At 70.5% G+C, this 15,099-nt stretch carries 16 protein-coding genes; 11 read left to right on the top strand and 5 right to left on the bottom strand.

All coding sequences use genetic code 11. The annotated features are described in order from the left end of the window. The first annotated feature begins 9 nt into the window (after nucleotides 1–9). Nucleotides 10–873, top strand: coding sequence for an undecaprenyl-diphosphate phosphatase (locus tag P5G59_RS03090; RefSeq protein WP_301215861.1), 864 nt, complete (start codon nucleotides 10–12; stop codon nucleotides 871–873). 7 nt (nucleotides 874–880) lie between these two features. On the opposite strand, the gene P5G59_RS03095 is transcribed toward P5G59_RS03090, so the two are convergent. Then, a complete protein-coding gene (locus P5G59_RS03095; RefSeq protein ID WP_301215863.1) occupies nucleotides 881–1,816 on the bottom strand; it encodes a proteasome assembly chaperone family protein in 936 nt (311 codons plus the stop codon). Nucleotides 1,817–1,904: 88 nt separating this feature from the next. On the opposite strand from P5G59_RS03095, the gene P5G59_RS03100 reads away from it, so the two are divergent. The 10 genes from P5G59_RS03100 (at nucleotide 1,905) to lnt (ending at nucleotide 12,348) form a co-directional block, all read left to right on the top strand. Continuing rightward, a complete protein-coding gene (locus tag P5G59_RS03100; protein ID WP_301215865.1) occupies nucleotides 1,905–2,618 on the top strand; it encodes an HAD family hydrolase in 714 nt (237 codons plus the stop codon). Continuing rightward, entirely contained in the window at nucleotides 2,615–3,625 is a 1,011-nt protein-coding gene (locus P5G59_RS03105) for a tRNA (adenine-N1)-methyltransferase (RefSeq protein ID WP_301215868.1), read from the top strand. Before P5G59_RS03100 ends, P5G59_RS03105 begins: the two co-directional genes overlap by 4 nt. Nucleotides 3,626–3,698: 73 nt before the next feature. Next, nucleotides 3,699–4,634 (top strand): FKBP-type peptidyl-prolyl cis-trans isomerase, encoded by a 936-nt coding sequence (locus tag P5G59_RS03110; RefSeq protein ID WP_301215871.1) that lies wholly within the window; start codon nucleotides 3,699–3,701, stop codon nucleotides 4,632–4,634. Nucleotides 4,635–4,653: 19 nt separating this feature from the next. Next, nucleotides 4,654–5,724 (top strand): helix-turn-helix transcriptional regulator, encoded by a 1,071-nt coding sequence (locus tag P5G59_RS03115; RefSeq protein WP_301215874.1) that lies wholly within the window; start codon nucleotides 4,654–4,656, stop codon nucleotides 5,722–5,724. Continuing rightward, nucleotides 5,717–6,691 (top strand): helix-turn-helix transcriptional regulator, encoded by a 975-nt coding sequence (locus tag P5G59_RS03120; RefSeq protein ID WP_301215877.1) that lies wholly within the window; start codon nucleotides 5,717–5,719, stop codon nucleotides 6,689–6,691. Before P5G59_RS03115 ends, P5G59_RS03120 begins: the two co-directional genes overlap by 8 nt. A gap of 54 nt (nucleotides 6,692–6,745) precedes the next feature. Beyond that, complete coding sequence (locus P5G59_RS03125) at nucleotides 6,746–7,105, top strand: hypothetical protein (RefSeq protein WP_301215880.1); 360 nt, start codon at nucleotides 6,746–6,748, stop codon at nucleotides 7,103–7,105. A gap of 4 nt (nucleotides 7,106–7,109) precedes the next feature. Then, entirely contained in the window at nucleotides 7,110–7,379 is a 270-nt protein-coding gene (tatA, locus tag P5G59_RS03130; protein ID WP_301215883.1) for a Sec-independent protein translocase subunit TatA, read from the top strand. 43 nt (nucleotides 7,380–7,422) lie between these two features. Continuing rightward, nucleotides 7,423–8,175: a twin-arginine translocase subunit TatC gene (gene tatC, locus P5G59_RS03135; protein ID WP_301216993.1), complete on the top strand. Its 753-nt coding sequence runs from the start codon at nucleotides 7,423–7,425 to the stop codon at nucleotides 8,173–8,175. Nucleotides 8,176–8,213: 38 nt separating this feature from the next. Continuing rightward, nucleotides 8,214–10,646 (top strand): DEAD/DEAH box helicase, encoded by a 2,433-nt coding sequence (locus tag P5G59_RS03140; RefSeq protein WP_301215886.1) that lies wholly within the window; start codon nucleotides 8,214–8,216, stop codon nucleotides 10,644–10,646. Between the two features lie 133 nt (nucleotides 10,647–10,779). After that, nucleotides 10,780–12,348: an apolipoprotein N-acyltransferase gene (lnt, locus tag P5G59_RS03145; RefSeq protein WP_301215889.1), complete on the top strand. Its 1,569-nt coding sequence runs from the start codon at nucleotides 10,780–10,782 to the stop codon at nucleotides 12,346–12,348. Nucleotides 12,349–12,369: 21 nt separating this feature from the next. Here the strand turns inward: lnt and P5G59_RS03150 are convergent, their stop codons facing one another. The 4 genes from P5G59_RS03150 to P5G59_RS03165 all read right to left on the bottom strand — a co-directional run bounded on the left by P5G59_RS03150 (nucleotide 12,370) and on the right by P5G59_RS03165 (nucleotide 15,092). Beyond that, nucleotides 12,370–12,741: an RNA polymerase-binding protein RbpA gene (locus P5G59_RS03150; RefSeq protein WP_301215891.1), complete on the bottom strand. Its 372-nt coding sequence runs from the start codon at nucleotides 12,739–12,741 to the stop codon at nucleotides 12,370–12,372. Nucleotides 12,742–12,853: 112 nt separating this feature from the next. Next, nucleotides 12,854–13,603 carry a glycerophosphodiester phosphodiesterase family protein gene (locus P5G59_RS03155; protein WP_301215893.1) on the bottom strand — a complete coding sequence of 250 codons (750 nt, stop codon included), beginning with the start codon at nucleotides 13,601–13,603 and terminating at the stop codon, nucleotides 12,854–12,856. Beyond that, nucleotides 13,600–14,595 carry an SPFH domain-containing protein gene (locus P5G59_RS03160; protein ID WP_301215894.1) on the bottom strand — a complete coding sequence of 332 codons (996 nt, stop codon included), beginning with the start codon at nucleotides 14,593–14,595 and terminating at the stop codon, nucleotides 13,600–13,602. Before P5G59_RS03160 ends, P5G59_RS03155 begins: the two co-directional genes overlap by 4 nt. Further along, entirely contained in the window at nucleotides 14,592–15,092 is a 501-nt protein-coding gene (locus P5G59_RS03165) for an NfeD family protein (protein WP_301215896.1), read from the bottom strand. The genes P5G59_RS03160 and P5G59_RS03165 overlap by 4 nt, the downstream gene beginning before the upstream one ends. Nucleotides 15,093–15,099 lie beyond the last annotated feature (7 nt).

The following is a 15,099-nucleotide window of genomic DNA, read 5'->3' on the forward strand; positions in this document are numbered from 1 at the left end:
ACGTCACGCATGAACTTCCTCAACGCCATCATCCTCGGCCTCGTCCAGGGGCTCACCGAGTTCCTCCCGATCTCGTCGTCGGCGCACATCCGCATCGTCGGTGAGCTGCTCGGCACGGGAGCAGACCCGGGTGCGCGGTTCACCGCGATCATCCAGCTCGGCACCGAGGCCGCCGTCCTGCTGTACTTCTGGCGCGACATCACGCGCATCGTCGCACAGTGGTTCCGGGCCCTGTTCGGGCGCATCCCGCGCAACGACCCGGACGCCAGGATGGGCTGGCTGGTGATCCTCGGCAGCATCCCGATCGTGGTGCTCGGGCTTCTGTTCCAGAACCAGATCGAGACCGTCTTCCGGTCGCTGTGGATCGTCGCGACGACGCTGATCGTCTTCGGCATCCTGCTCGGGATCGCGGACTGGGTGGGCGCCAAGACCAAGCGGCTGCGAGAGCTGACCTGGGTCGACGGGATCATCTTCGGCCTGGCCCAGGCTCTCGCGCTCATCCCGGGCGTCTCGCGCTCGGGCGGCACGATCACCGCCGGGCTGTTCATGGGCTACCAGCGCAGGGCGGCCGCTCGGTACTCGTTCCTGCTGGCGCTGCCGGCGGTCTTCGGCAGCGGCTTCTACCAGCTCTACAAGGCGGTGAAGGAGCCGTGCACGGAGGCGCTGGCGAAGGCCGGCACGTGCACGGTGGAGGTGTTCGGCCCGGTCGAGACGGCCGCGGCCACGATCGTCGCGTTCGTCGTCGGCCTGCTCGTGATCGCGTTCTTCATGGGGTACATCTCGCGCCGCAGCTTCCTGCCGTTCGTGATCTACCGCATCGCGCTCGGCGTGCTGCTGATGATCCTGCTCGGCACGGGCGTGCTCGCCGCCTGACCCGCGGTCAGCCGCGGCGCGGGTCGTCGGGCGCGCGCCCGGCGGTGCCGCCGTCGCGGCCGTCGCCGCGGCGGCGCAGGTAGCGCTCGAACTCCTGCGCGATCGCCTCGCCGCTGGCCTCCGGCGAGTCGACGGTGTCGCGCGCCTGCTCCAGCTGCTGGATGTACGTCGCCATCTCGTCGTCGTCCGCCGCGAGCGCGTCGATGCCCGCCTCCCACGCCGCGGCCTCGTCGACGAGGGTGCCACGTGGGATGGTGACGTCGACCAGCTCCTCGAGCTTGTCGATGAGCGCGAGTACGGCCTTCGGGCTCGGGGCATTGTGCACGTAATGCGGCACAGAGGCCCAGATCATGATGGTCGGGATGCCGACGTCCTCCGCGCCCTCGGCGAGAGCGCTCAGGATGCCGACCGGTCCTTCGTACGTCGACCGCTCGACCCCGAGCTCAGCACGCACCGCGGCGTTGTCGCTCGAGGCGAACACCGAGATCGGCCGCGTGTGCGGCACGTCGGCGAGCATGGCGCCGAGGAAGACGACCGCACCGATGTCGGCGGCGAGGGCGACATCCATGATCTCGGCCGTGAAGCTGCGCCAGCTGCGCGACGGCTCGGTGCCCAGCAGCAGGAAGATGTTGCCGGCGTTGTCTCCGGTGACCGTCAGCTCGGCGTCGCCGGCGAGGTCCTCGCCGATGCGGCCGGGAAGCGACGGACCGTAGACGACCGCGGACGGCCAGATCAGCCTGCGGCGGCCGTCGTCGTCCGTCACCACGGGCCGGTTGAACTGGAAGTCGAAGTAGAGCTCCGGGTCGACCTCGGCCACCGGCACGACGTCGAGCTGCTCCTTCAGCGTCTTCACCGCACCGCTCGCGGCCTCGCCGGCGTCGTTCCAGCCTTCGAAGGCCACCACGAGAATGCGGCCGCCGAGGATGTTCTGTCCGTCTGTCACGAAGCTGTCCCCGTCCCTTCCCGGCGCCTGAGTCGGGACGCCATCCCTCAAGGATAGGCCCGACCCCCTCCCGATAGACTTGCCCGTTGTGACCGCGTCTTCCCCTCGCAGCGAACAACCGCCCGCCTCCGACCTGCCCGCCGCCGTGCTGTGGGACATGGACGGCACCCTCGTCGACACCGAACCGTACTGGATGGCGTCCGAGCAGGAGCTCGTCGGGTCGTTCGGCGGTACCTGGACCCACGACGACGGTCTGCTGCTCGTCGGCCTCGGCCTGTGGAACTCCGCCGAGATCCTGCGCGCGCACGGCGTCGCGATGGAGGCGGACGAGATCGTGCAGTGGCTGACCGACCGGGTGCAGCGCAAGCTCGACGAGGAGGGCGTCCCCTGGCGTCCGGGCGCGCGCGAACTGCTGGAGGAGGTGCGCGGACGCGGCATCCCCACGGCGCTCGTCACGATGTCGGTGCGCCGGATGGCGGAGCAGATCGTCGCCCACATCCCGTTCCCCGCGTTCGACGTGATCGTCAGCGGCGACGAGGTGGACGCGCCGAAGCCCGCCCCGGAACCCTATCTGAAGGCCGCCGGGCTGCTCGGCGTCGACGTGCGCGACGCGGTCGCGATCGAGGACTCGCTCGTCGGTCTCGCCTCCGCCGTGGAAGCGGGAGCGACGGCGATCGGCGTTCCGCACATCGTGCCGCTTCCCGAGTCCGACGAGCACATCCTGTGGCCGACGCTGGAGGGCCGGAGCGCCGACGATGTGATCGCGGTGGCGCGAGCGCGCAAGGAGGCGACCGCCCGATGACCGAGACCCCACGCAGCTCCGGACCCTTCCGCGCGGGCGACCGCGTACAGCTCACCGGGCCGAAGGGCCGGATGAACACCATCACCCTGGAGCCCGGCAAGCTGTTCCACAGCCACCGCGGGGTGCTGGAGCACGACGCGATCATCGGCCTGCCCGACGGCTCGGTCGTCACCAACAACGCGGGCGTCGAGCACCTGGCTCTCCGGCCGCTGCTCACCGATTTCGTCATGTCGATGCCGCGCGGCGCCGCGATCGTCTATCCGAAGGACGCGGCCCAGATCCTCGCCCTGGCCGACGTCTTCCCCGGCGCGACCGTGGTGGAGGCCGGCGTCGGCTCCGGCGCGCTCTCGCTCTGGCTGCTGCGGGCGATCGGACCGGAGGGCCGGCTGCACTCCTTCGAACGCCGCGAGGAGTTCGCCGAGGTCGCCCGCGCCAACGCCGCCACCTTCCTCGGCGGCGACCCCGAGAACTGGACCGTGCGGGTCGGCGACCTGCAGGACACCCTGCCGGAGGCGGTCGAGCCGGGCAGCGTCGACCGGGTCGTGCTCGACATGCTCGCACCGTGGGAGACGCTCGACGCCGTGACCGCCGCGCTCAAGCCCGGCGGCGTGGTGCTCTGCTACGTCGCAACGGTGACCCAGCTGTCGCGGGTCGCGGAGGCCATCCGCGCCTCGGGCGACTACACGCACCCGCAGTCGAGCGAGACGATGGTCCGCGGCTGGCACGTCGAGGGCCTCGCCGTGCGTCCCGACCACCGCATGATCGCGCACACGGGCTTCCTCATCACCGCGCGCCGGCTGGCTCCGGGCACCGTGCTGCCCGAGCTCAAGCGCCGCCCGTCCAAGTCCGACTACTCGGCCGAGGACGTCGAGGCGTGGACACCCGGCGCGCTCGGGGAGCGGCAGTCGAGCCCGAAGAGCCTCCGCAAGCGCATGCGCGAGGCGACGGCCAGCGCGGAGCTGGCAAAGGGACGCGATGCGGACGAGGACGCACCGGGCGTCGGCTAGCATGAGAAGCCGGGCTAACGTGCCGCGACAGCGGACAGCCCGGACCCCCGCCGTTCGGATCGAAAGAGGACCCGTGCCCAACGCAACCGGTCGCCGCGCACCCGCGCTCGGCAGAATCGCCGCCGTCATCGGAGCCGCCGGGCTGGTGGCCGTCGCGCTGACCGCCTGCTCGACGGACCCCAACACCGACTGCGGCACGGCCCTGCCGTCGGGCAAGGCGTCCCAGCTGGTGGAGGCCACGGGCAAGATCGGCTCGAAGCCGAAGATCACGGTCCCGACCCCGCTCGACACCACGAAGTCGGAGCGCAGCATCATCACCGAGGGCACCGGCGAGCAGGTGCACAAGGGTCAGGTCGTCGAGATCCAGTACACGATCCTCGACGGCAAGACCGGCCAGGTGCAGCAGACCTCCTACGGCAGCGGAGACACCTACCCGCTCGCGCTCGGCTCGGGCAACGCCGCGCTCAGCAAGGGGCTGCAGTGCGCCCCGGTCGGGTCGCGCGTGGCCGTCGTCATCTCTCCGAAGGACGCGGGGGGCTCCGGCGCGACCAGCTCCGGTGTGCTCGTGGTCGACATCCTGAAGGCGTACCTCGCGAAGGCCGACGGCGCGGTCCGTCCGTCGGTGTCGGGCTTCCCGACGGTCGTGCTGGCGCCCACCGGGCAGCCGGGCATCACCATCCCGTCGTCCGGCGGGGCCCCGAAGAAGCTGCGCACCGAAGAGCTGAAGGCGGGCGACGGTGCGACGGTGAAGAAGGACTCGATCGCCGTCCTGCAGTACACGGCCGTCGGCTGGGAGAACAAGAACGTGGTGTTCTCCAGCTGGCAGTCCGGATCCCCGGACATCGTCTCGATCGGCACCGGCCAGAGCCAGCTGAACCAGGCGCTCCCGCAGAGCGTTCTCGGCCAGCTGGTCGGCAAGAAGGTCGGCTCGCAGGTGGTCGTCGAAGCGCCGGCGGAGGGCCAGGTTCCCGCTGCGGCGTGGGTTGTCGACATCCTCGGGGTGCGCTAGCGCGGACTAGGATGGACGGGTGTCCCGTTCTCCCGCCTCGCCCGCGCGCGTCCCGGTCGAGGAGCGCCTGTTCAGCCTCGTGCTGGCCTTGCTGGCGACCGAGAACGGCCTGACCAAGAGCGAGATCCTGTCGACGGTTCAGGGGTACCGGCAGCGGTACGAACCGCACGGCGACAACAGCAGCCTGGAGCGGCAGTTCGAGCGCGACAAGGACGACATCCGCGAGCTCGGCGTGCCGCTGGAGACGGTCGAGGCTCCTGAGGCGTCGGGCAACAACCAGCTGCTGCGGTATCGCATTCCCAAAGGGGCATACGACCTTCCATCCGATGTGAGCTTCTCGCCGGAGGAACTGACCCTGCTCGGGCTCGCCGCCGCCGTCTGGCGCGAAGGGTCGTTGTCGGGGGAGTCCCGCCGCGCCCTGATGAAGCTGCGCTCGCTCGGCGTGGAGGCCGACGACCCCGTGGTCGGGTACGCCCCGCGGCTGCGCGTGCGCGAGAGCGCGTTCGACCCGCTCAGCCAGGCACTCGAGCGGCGTGTCATGGTGCAGTTCCCGTACCTCAAGCCCGGCGAGAGCGCCTCACGGCAGCGGACCGTCGCGCCGCTGTCGCTCGTGCAGCACCAGGGCCGCTGGCACCTGCAAGGCATCGACCAGGAGGCGCACGGTTCGCGCACGTTCCTGCTCTCGCGGATCGTCGGGCCGGTCAAGCTGACCGCGCGCGTCTTCGACCCGGATCAGTACCGCGTCGACGGAGAGCCCTTCGCCGAGCGGGCGCTGCTGGAGCTGGAGCGCATCTGGGAGTCGAACCTCGCGGAGATCGAGGTCACCGCCGGCACCGACGCGGCGACGCGGCTGGGCAAACGCTACGGCGACGCCGTCCCGGTCGGGGCGGACGGACAGCCGGTGCGGCTGACCGTCAACTTCTCCGACATCAACATCCTGGCCGACCAGCTCGCGTCCTTCGGACCGGAGGTGCTGGTGCTGTCACCGCCCGAGCTGCGCGCCCACGTGCTGCGGCGGCTGGAGACGACTCTCGCCGCGCACGACGACTCCGTGTCCCCGACGGCAGCGGGGGAGACGCACCATGGCTGAGCGCAAGCGCCCGATGCAGGCGCAGGACAAGCTCGCCTTCCTGCTCGCCCTCGTCCCGTACCTGATGGACCGCGACCGGGTGAGCGTCGCCGAGGCCGCGGAGCACTTCGGCGTCGACCAGGAGCAGCTGCGCGACGCCGTGCGGCTGATCGCCGTGTCCGGCATCCCGGGGGAGACGAACGCGTACCAGCCGGGCGACCTGTTCGACATCGCCTGGGACGACTTCGAGGAGAACGACCAGATCGTCCTCACCCACCAGGTCGCGATCGACGACTCGCCGCGGTTCTCCGCCCGCGAGGCGGCCGCGCTGATCGCCGGGCTGCAGTACCTGACGGCTCTGCCGGAGAACGCGGACCGGGATGCGATCGGCTCGCTCATGGCGAAGCTCGCGCGCGGCGCGTCCGCCGCGCCGAGCGAGGTGGCCGTTGCGCGGTCGGAGACCGACGAGGCTCTGGCCACCATCCGCGACGCGGTCATCGCCGGGGTGCAGGTGGAGTTCGACTACCTCAGCTCGCGCGGGGAGCGGGAGCGGCGCCGCGTCGACCCGCTGCGGATCGAGTCCGTCGACCAGGACTGGTACCTGCGCGGCTGGGACCACCTGCGCACCGCCATCCGCACCTTCCGGCTTGACCGGATCGACGACCTGGTGGCGACGGAGGAGCCGATCACCTACCGCCCCGGCGACGTCAAGCTGCCCGAGACGCTGTTCACCGGCACGCCGGACGACCTGCTCGTAACGGTCGAGGTCTCGGCGTCGGCCATCCCGCTGATCGAGGACTACATCCCCGAGGGTGCAGAGCGGGAGCAGCGGGACGGCGTGGTGCGGACGCGGCTGCGCGTGGCGCACTTCCACGGGCTGAAGCGGCTCGTCGCAGGGCTGTCGGGCGTGCTCACCGTGCTCGACCCGCCCGAGGCGCGCAGGGTCGTCGCCGGCTGGGCGCGCGCGGGCGTCGAGCGGTACCGCTGACCCGGCCGGCCGGTCTGCAGGCAGCGCGACCGCGGCGGCGGGTAGGCTGAGCGCATGCCCTGGTGGTCGTGGCTGGTGATCTGGACCGTGCTCGTGCTCGGTCTGCTCGGCATGCTCGCCTTCTTCGCCTGGTGGCTGTTCCGCAAGGTGGTCGCCGCCGGGCGCGAGGCCGCCGAGCTGATGGAGAAGGCGGATGCCCTCTCGCGCCGTGCAGAAGACCTCCAGGACACGTTCGAGCCGGCCGTGCTGGCCGACGCCGCGGAGCTCTCCGCGCAGCGTCAGGAGCACCTGACCGAGCGCGCTTTCGCAAGGCAAGCTCGCAGGGACGCGCGGGTCAGGCGCGGTAGACTACTCGTCGATGTGGATCCGGCGACGGTTCCGGATCGCTTCGCCCACCTTTTGAGAAGGACCTGATCTCATGTTCGCAGGACTGACCGGATGGCACCTGCTCATCATCCTCGCCGTGATCCTGCTGCTCTTCGGTGCGCCGAAGCTGCCGGCCCTCGCCAAGAGCATCGGCCAGTCGATGCGGATCTTCAAGGGCGAGGTCGACGAGCTGAAGAAGGACGGCAAGGACGGCGCGGCCGACAAGCCGGCCGACGGCACCACCACCGGCACGACGCAGAACACCGTCGCCCCGGCGCCCGCTCCCGTCGACCCCTCGACCGAGTCGAACCCGAAGTCCTAGTCCGGTGGCCTCCACGAAGCGAGGCAAGAACCGCGAAGGACGGATGACGCTCGCCGAGCACTTCATCGAGCTTCGCAAACGCCTCTTCCGCTCCGCGCTCGCACTGCTGGTCGGCGCCGTCATCGGATGGTTCCTCAGCGACTACGTGATGAACGCGCTGCGCGGTCCGATCACCGACATCGCCAAGCAGCAGGGCCGCGAGGCCATGCTGAACTACGACAGCATCACGGGCGCGTTCGACCTGAAGATGCAGGTCGCGGTCACCATCGGCGCGATCATCTCCAGCCCGGTGTGGCTCTACCAGATCTGGGCCTTCTTCGTGCCGGCGATGACGCGCAAGGAGCTCAAGTACGGCTTCGGGTTCTTCTTCACCGCCGTGCCGTTGTTCATCGCGGGCGGGGTGACCGGCTGGCTGCTCGTGCCGCACATCGTGAGCCTGCTCGCCAGCTTCGCGCCGGAACCGGATTCCGCGATCATCCAGGCGAAGACCTACTTCGATTTCATCCTGAAGCTCGTGATCGCCGTCGGCATCGCATTCGTGCTGCCGGTCTTCCTCGTGCTGCTCAACTTCGTCGGCGTGGTCAGCGCGAAGTCGATCATCGCCTCGTGGCGCTGGGCGCTCATCCTGATCGCCCTCTTCACCGCGATCGCCACGCCCGCGGCCGACGTGCTGTCGATGTTCCTGCTGGCGATCCCGATGGTCGCGCTGTACTTCGCGGCCTACGGCGTCGCCTGGCTGCACGACCGGCGCGCGGCGAAGGCGGCCAGCCGCCTGGAGGCCGAGCTCGCCACCTGAGCGACCGGGCCCTGAGCGACCGGGCATAGGCTGGTGGCGTGACCGACCAGACGCTCTCGCCGGCGGAGCGGTACGCCGCCTCTCGCGACCGAGCCCGCCAGCCGCTGCTCGAGACCTTCCGGGAGGGGCTGCGGTTCGACCTCGACCCGTTCCAGCGGGAGGCGTGCGCGGCCCTCGAGCGCGGCCGCAGCGTGCTCGTCGCCGCGCCGACGGGCGCGGGCAAGACGATCGTCGCCGAGTTCGCGGTGTTCCTGGCGATGCGGGAGGCCAACGCCAAAGTCTTCTACACGACGCCGATGAAGGCGCTCAGCAACCAGAAGTTCCAGGAGTTCGTGGAGGCGTACGGGCCGGAGTCGGTGGGCCTCCTCACCGGCGACACCAACATCAACTCGCACGCGCGCATCGTCGTGATGACGACCGAGGTGCTGCGCAACATGCTCTACGCCGACTCCGACCTGCTCACCGACCTCGCGTATGTCGTGATGGACGAGGTGCACTACCTGGCCGACCGGTTCCGCGGCGCGGTGTGGGAGGAGGTCATCATCCACCTGCCGTCGGAGGTGCGGATGGTGTCGCTGAGTGCCACCGTGTCGAACGCGGAGGAGTTCGGCGACTGGCTGCAGGCGGTGCGCGGCGACACCGACGTCGTCGTGTCGGAGGAGCGTCCGGTGCCGCTGGAGCAGCACATCCTGATGCGCTCGAAGCTGATCGATCTGTTCGACTCGTCGGGGCTCGCGGCGACCAACCGGGTGAACCCGGAGCTCGTGCAGATGGCGCGCTACGGAGGCCGGGTGCTCAGCAGCCGGCAGATGCGCGATGTCGGGCGCTACCACTCGAAGGGCGGCCGGCCCGACGGGTTCCGGATGAACCGGGCCGACCTGGTCGCCCTGCTCGGCGACCGCAACCTGCTGCCGGCGATCTTCTTCATCTTCAGCCGCAACGGCTGCGACCAGGCGGTGCGGCAGGTGCTGCGCGCGGGCGTGCGGCTGACGGAGAAGCACGAGCGCGACGAGATCCGCGAGATCGTGGAGGACCGCTGCCGCACGCTGCTCGACGAAGACCTCGCCGTGCTCGGCTACTGGGAGTGGCTGGAGGGTCTGGAGCGCGGCGTCGCGGCCCACCACGCGGGTCTGCTCCCGGCGTTCAAGGAGGTCGTCGAGGAGCTGTTCCGGCGCAAGCTGGTGAAGGTCGTGTTCGCCACCGAGACGCTCGCGCTCGGCATCAACATGCCCGCCCGCACGGTGGTGCTGGAGAAGCTGGAGAAGTTCAACGGCGAGGCGCGCGTGCCGATCACGCCGGGCGAGTACACGCAGCTCACCGGCCGCGCGGGCCGGCGCGGCATCGACGTCGAGGGTCACTCGGTCATCCAGTGGGAGGACGGCCTCGACCCGCAGTCTGTCGCCTCGCTCGCCTCCCGCCGGAGCTACCCGCTCAACTCCAGCTTCCGGCCGACGTACAACATGGCCGTCAACCTGATCGACCAGTTCGGCAGGACGCGCACCCGGGAAATCCTGGAGTCGTCGTTCGCGCAGTTCCAGGCCGACCGCGCGGTGGTCGACCTCGCGCGCAAGGCGATGCAGCAGGAGCAGTCGCTCGCCGGGTACGAGGAGGCCATGACCTGCCACCTCGGCGACTTCAAAGAGTACTTCTCGATCCGCCGCGAGCTCACCGACCTCGAACGCAAGGGCTCCCGGATCGAGTCGGCCTCCAACGGCGAACGGGAGACGCGGCAGCGCCAGCTGGCCGCCCTCCGCAAGCGGATGAAGGATCACCCGTGCCACCGCTGCACCGAGCGCGAGCAGCACGCGCGCTGGGCGGAGCGCTGGTGGAAGCTCAAGCGCGACACCGACCGGCTACGGGCGCAGATCCAGTCCCGCACCGGCGCCGTCGCAAAGGTCTTCGACCGCGTGTCGGAGGTGCTGCTGGAGCTGGGCTATCTGGCGAAGGAGGACGGCGAGACCGCCCTCACGGTCCACGGCCGCACGCTCAAGCGCATCTACGGCGAGCGGGACCTGCTCGTGGCGGAGTGCCTGCGGCGCAACGTCTGGAAGGACCTGGACGCGCCCGGCCTCGCCGCCATGGCGTGCGCCCTGGTGTTCGAGCCGCGGCGCGACGAGGGTCTGGCGAATGAGCGCACGCTCCCGCGCGGCGCGTTCCGCCCGGCGCTGGAGCGCACGATCGAACTGTGGAGCCGGCTCGACGACCTGGAGCAGGACAACCGCCTCCCGGGCAGCGAGCCGCCGTCGACCGCGATCTCGCTCGCGATGTGGATGTGGTCCCGCGGCCAGGGACTCGACGCGGTGCTCAGCGAGGCCGACATGGCGGCGGGCGACTTCGTGCGCTGGACGAAGCAGACGATCGACCTGCTCGACCAGCTGTCGCTCGTCGCGCAGGGCAATGTCGGCCGGGTCGCCCGGCAGGCGCTGGAGTCCATCCGCCGCGGGATCGTCGCCTACTCGTCGGTCGCGTAGCGGCCGGCGCGAGCGGCTGCGGCCCAGCGGAACGTCCGCGGCTGCGCGCGCGCCCGCACACGTGACGAAGCAAAGCAGACGCGAGGGTGTTGCTGGGCGGCCGCCACAGCGGGATGGCTTAGGCTCTCCCTTCGTGCACACCGTTCCGCGAGCCCGCCTCCCGCTCTGGCTCGCGGTCCTCACCGCGATCGCGGCCGGCCCGGTGCTCGACGCCGGCTTCCCGGACAAGGACATCTGGCCGCTCACCTTCGTCGGCATCGCCATGGTGCTGCTGGCCCAGCACGGTCGCCGCGCCGGCTCCGCGTTCCTGGTCGGGTGGCTGGCGGGGGAGTCGTTCTACCTCGTCCACGTATCCTGGACGGCCCTCTATCTCGGCCCGGTGCCGTGGGTGGCCCTGTCGACGCTGGAGGCGCTGTTCTGGGGCGTCGGCGGCATCCTGATCACCTTGGCGTACCGGTGGGTGCCCCGGGCCTTCCCGACGCGGCTCGGGAGGCTGGGGCTGCTCCCGGTGATCGTGGCGGGGCTGTGGGTGCTGCGGGAGCTGGTGACGGGCACGTGGCCCTACGGCGGCTTCTCGTGGGGCCGGGTCGCCGAGTCGCAGTCCACCAGCCCGCTCGCGCCTCTCGTCGCGTGGCTCGGGATCTCCGGCGTCAGCTTCGTGATGGTGTGGCTCGTGGCGCTGCTCGTCGAGCTCCCGGCTGCGGTCGACGTCCGGACGGCGCAGCGCGCCCTGCTCGCCGGCACGGCGGCCGCGGTGGTGCTCGCTATCCCGGCGTGGCCCGCGACCACGCACGGCACCACGCGGATCGCCGCGGTGCAGGGCAACGGCCCGGCCGGCTACTTCGACGATGCGGCGCCCACCGCGGTGTTCGACACCCAGGTGGCGGAGACGCTGCGCATCCCCTCGTCGGAAGCGACGGGCACGAAGAAGGTCGACATGGTGGTCTGGCCGGAGGGCTCGGCGATGCCCGACCCGACCCGCGACCCGAGCAACGCGGCCATCCTGGACGCGCTCGGCCGCAAGTTCGGTGCTCCCTTCATCGTCGGCACCATCACGCAGCGCGACGCGCGCTTCTACAACACCTCGCTGCAGTGGGAGGCAGGCAAAGGCGCGGTCGACTACTACGACAAGAAGCACCCGGTGCCGTTCGGCGAGTACGTGCCCGACCGCGCGTTCTGGCGGCCGTTCGCGCCCTCCCTGATCGACCTGATCGGACGCGACTACACGCCGGGTACGCGCGACAACGTGTTCGACATCGGCGGCGTCCGCGCCGGGATCTCGATCTGCTTCGACATCGTCGACGACCAGCTGCTCACCGACATGATGCGCGGGGGAGCGCAGGTGATCCTCGCGCAGACGAACAACGCCGACTTCGGCGAGACGGACGAGAACCAGCAGCAGCTCGCGATCGCGCGCCTGCGCGCCATCGAGGCGGGACGGTCTCTGGTGAACATCTCGACCGTCGGCAGCAGCCAGATCATCGGACCGGATGGACGGACTCTCAGCTCCATCCCGCCCTTCAAACCGGGGCACATGGTCGCGGATGTGCCGCTCGGCACGACGACGACCCCCGCGGTCCTGCTCAGCCGGGGCATCGAGCTGCTGGTCGCCGGGCTCGGGCTGTTCGGGCTGTTCGCCGCAGCGGTCGGTCGCCGCAACAGCCGCCCGCACGCGAGAAGGCCGCTCCCACCGGTTCGGTGAGAACGGCCTTCGCGGCGCTTATCAGGCGCTGTGCTTGTGCTCCGCCGTGCCGCGGCGGGCCCGCAGGTACTGCAGGCGCTCCTCCAGGAGCTCCTCCAGCTCGGCGCGGGTGCGGCGCTCCAGCAGCATGTCCCAGTGGCTGCGCGGCGTCTTGACGTCGGAGTGGTCGACCTCGACGGGCGTGTCGCCGACGAGTCGCAGGGCCTCCTGGCCGCAGTGCTTGCACTCCCAGCTGTCGGGGGCCTCGGCCTCGGCCGAGAACACGACCTCGGTCTCCTTGCCGCAGGTGGGGCAAAGGTAGGTGTAACGGGAACGCGGAGAGTAGACGACGCCTTCTTCGCTCTGTAAGCTCTGGGCGCCGAGTCTCATGCCGCGCAAGCTGCGATCTGCCATTGTGTGGTTCTCCTCTGTGCGCGCGAATCCTCACAGTTATAAACCGTCAAGCTGGGGATTCTCTTTCCGGACGGCCCGTTCTCCCAGTGGCCTCACAGAGTCCGGAGCGTGATCAGCGGCGGCTCTTCACGAGCGCGGCGAGCAGATCGCAGCGGTCGGTGACGATGCCGTCCACCCCGAGATCCAGCAGTCGTGCCATGTCCTTCGGGTCGTTCACCGTCCAGACGTGCACCTCGGCCCCGGCGGCGTGGAAGCGCTCGACGGTGCGTCGCGTGACGATGCGCACGGGGCCCCGCCGCTCGGGGACCTGCACGGCGGCGAAACCGCTCAGAGAACGCCGGACCAGGGGAAGGACGCCGAGCTTCGCGCCGACGAGCGCCGGCGCGAACTCGGGGACGGCGGGGGAGGAGGCGACGCCGGGGAACGCGTCGGCGACGGCGCGGCGCCGGTCGGTCGCGAACGAGGTGATGAGCACCCGGTCCTGCGCCCGTGCGGTGCGGATGACCTCCACGGCGGGCGCGGCGGCGCGCAGATCCTTCACGTCGATGTTGAACCGGGCCTCCGGGAACGCGTCGAGCGCCTCCGCGAGCGAGCAGAAGCCCTGGCCGTGGCCGAGCTCGATCCGGCGCAGCTCGGACATGGTGAGCTGCGAGACCTGCACCTCCCGCCCGGCGACCCGGCCGAGCCCGGGGTCGTGCGCGATCACGGCGACGCCGTCGGCGGAGACGTGGATGTCGGTCTCCAGATGCGTGGCGCCCGCCGACAGCGCACGGAGGAACGCCAGCAGGGTGTTCTCCGGCGCGTCGAGGGCGAGGCCGCGGTGCGCGATGATGCGCGGCCGCGGCCCGGCGAGGAAGGTCACGGTGCGGGCGGAGGTGTGCCCGGCGTGCTCGCCGCCGCGGCGGCGCCCGGCGCTGACGCCTCCGGTGCCGCGGCCGCGGCGTCGCCGCGTGCGGCTCCCGACGGACCGAACGCCTGGCCGATGCCCTTCAGCGCTTCGGTGAGCTCGCTCGGGATGATCCAGAGCTTGTTCGAGGCGCCCTCCGCCAGCTTCGGCAGCGTCTGCAGGTACTGGTAGGCGAGCAGTAGGTTGTCCGGGTTGCCCTGGTGGATGGCGCCGAACACCGTGGTGATCGCCTGCGCCTCGCCCTCGGCGCGCAGCACCGCGGCCTTGGCGTCGCCCTCGGCGCGGAGGATGGCGGCCTGGCGCAGACCCTCCGCGTTGAGGATCTCGGACTGCTTCGTGCCCTCGGCCGTCAGGATCAGCGCGCGCCGGTCCCGCTCCGCACGCATCTGCTTCTCCATCGAGTCCTGGATGGACGTGGGCGGGTCGATCGCCTTGAGCTCGACCCGGGAGACGCGGATGCCCCACTTGCCGGTGGCTTCGTCGAGCACGAGGCGCAGCTGGCCGTTGATGTTGTCGCGGCTGGTGAGCGCCTCTTCGAGGTTGAGGCCGCCGACCACGTTGCGGAGCGTGGTGGTGGTCAGCTGCTCGACGGCGCCGAGGTAGTTGGCGATCTCGTAGGTCGCGGCGCGGGCGTCGGTGACCTGGAAGTAGACGACCGTGTCGATCGAGACGACCAGGTTGTCCTCCGTGATGACCGGCTGCGGCGGGAAGGACACCACCTGCTCGCGCATGTCGATCAGCGGCCGCACCTTGTCGATGAACGGCACGACGACGTTCAGACCCGGCATCAGCGTCTTGTGGTACCGCCCCAGCCGCTCCACGACGCCGGCGCGGGCCTGCGGGATGATGCGGATCGCGCGGAACAGCGTGACCAGCACGAAGATCGCGATGATCAGGATGATGATGCTGACCACGATGGTCACCACCAGCTGGGTGGCATCGGTCACGGGGCGATCCTTCCGGTGAGGCCGTCGGTCCCTGCGGAGACGGGGGCGGGGGTGACGACGGCGGTGGCGCCGTCGATGGAGACGACGATGACGTGCTCGCCGGGCACGAGCTCGACGGGCGAGCCCTCCAGCGGGGCCAGGCGCGCGGTCCAGGTCTCGCCGACCTGCAGCTTCACGAGGCCCGCAGTGCGCGTGACCGTGGACACGACGACGCCGCCCATCCCGATCAGCCGGTCGACGTTGCTCTTGGCCGGGTCGCCGCCCTTCTTGAGGGCGTGCAGGAGCGGCGGCCGGATGAAGAAGATCAGCACGACCGAGAGCACGGCGGCGATGATCAGCTGCAGCCACCAGGGCGCGCCGAACAGGCCGGAGACCAGTCCGCCGAGGCTGCCGACCGCGATCATCAGGAAGACGAAGTCGAGCGTCAGCATCTCGATGATGACGAAGACCAGGATGAGGACGAGCCAGACGATCCAGGCGAAGGACGTGATGTCCATGACGTCC

It is taken from the genome of Leifsonia virtsii (assembly GCF_030433675.1).
Classification (GTDB): Bacteria; Actinomycetota; Actinomycetes; order Actinomycetales; family Microbacteriaceae; genus Leifsonia; species Leifsonia virtsii.

Coding starts and splice junctions, on each gene's coding strand:
- P5G59_RS03090 (WP_301215861.1), top strand. CDS start 10: ATGAACTTCCTCAACGCCATCATCCTCGGCCTCGTCCAGGGGCTCACC.
- P5G59_RS03105 (WP_301215868.1), top strand. CDS start 2,615: ATGACCGAGACCCCACGCAGCTCCGGACCCTTCCGCGCGGGCGACCGC.
- P5G59_RS03120 (WP_301215877.1), top strand. CDS start 5,717: ATGGCTGAGCGCAAGCGCCCGATGCAGGCGCAGGACAAGCTCGCCTTC.
- P5G59_RS03125 (WP_301215880.1), top strand. CDS start 6,746: ATGCCCTGGTGGTCGTGGCTGGTGATCTGGACCGTGCTCGTGCTCGGT.
- tatA (WP_301215883.1), top strand. CDS start 7,110: ATGTTCGCAGGACTGACCGGATGGCACCTGCTCATCATCCTCGCCGTG.
- tatC (WP_301216993.1), top strand. CDS start 7,423: ATGACGCTCGCCGAGCACTTCATCGAGCTTCGCAAACGCCTCTTCCGC.
- P5G59_RS03150 (WP_301215891.1), bottom strand. CDS start 12,741: ATGGCAGATCGCAGCTTGCGCGGCATGAGACTCGGCGCCCAGAGCTTA.
- P5G59_RS03165 (WP_301215896.1), bottom strand. CDS start 15,092: ATGGACATCACGTCCTTCGCCTGGATCGTCTGGCTCGTCCTCATCCTG.